Genomic DNA, 752 nt, shown 5'->3' with positions numbered 1-752 from the left:
CCCGGACTCCTTCGCGGGCAGGCCGATGGTGAAGTCGGCCCCGAGCGGCCCGGTCACCTCCCGCTCCAGGAAGGCACCCGGCAGCAGCCCCGAGACCCGTCGCACGACCTCGCCGACCAGGTGGCCGTAGGTGAACGCGTGGTACCCGGAGCACGTCCCCGGCTCCCACCAGGGCTCCGTCGCCGCGAGCCGGGCGGTCGTCAGCTCCCAGTCGTAGAGCTGCTCCAGCGAGTGCGGTTCACGCAGGCCGGCGAGCCCGGCCCGGTGCGACAGCAGATGCCGTACGAGGACCTTCTCCTTGCCCGCGGCCGCGAACTCGGGCCAGTACGCGGCGACCGGAGCGTCGAGGTCGAGCAGTCCCCGGTCGGCGAGGATGTGCGCGCACAGCGCGGTCACCCCCTTCGTCGTCGACCAGACGTTGACCAGGGTGTCCCGCTCCCAGGGGCGTGTGCGCGCCGCATCCGCCCAGCCGCCCCAGAGGTCCACCACGGGTTCCCCGTCCACGGTCACCGCCACGGCGGCACCCAGTTCACCGCGGTCCCGGAAGTTCTCCTCGAACGCCTGCCGCACCGCGGTGAAGCGCGCGTCGCAGTGACCGTGAACGTCTGGCTCGTGCTGGGACATGGGCCCTCCGTCGTCGCGGGGACACCCTGGCCGCGCAAAAGGCGGCCCGGGGGGCCCCAAAAAGGAAAGCCCACGAGGGGCGGCGGGGAGGGCCCCCGGCCGTGTGAGGCGGTGTGGGTGGGGGGACA

The 752-nt window shown here is 73.4% G+C and carries 1 protein-coding gene; it reads right to left on the bottom strand.

The window, feature by feature from the left end:
* A partial coding sequence (locus ACFW2E_RS40065; protein ID WP_384474981.1) for a serine hydrolase domain-containing protein occupies positions 1 to 624 on the bottom strand: 624 nt, incomplete at its 3' end.
* Between the last annotated feature and the right edge of the window lie 128 nt (positions 625 to 752).

The sequence above is a fragment of the Streptomyces sp. NPDC058964 genome (assembly GCF_042741275.1).
Classification (GTDB): domain Bacteria; phylum Actinomycetota; class Actinomycetes; order Streptomycetales; family Streptomycetaceae; genus Streptomyces.
The sequence above is the reverse complement of the archived record's forward strand: the minus strand, read 5'-3'. Positions and strand labels throughout refer to the sequence as shown.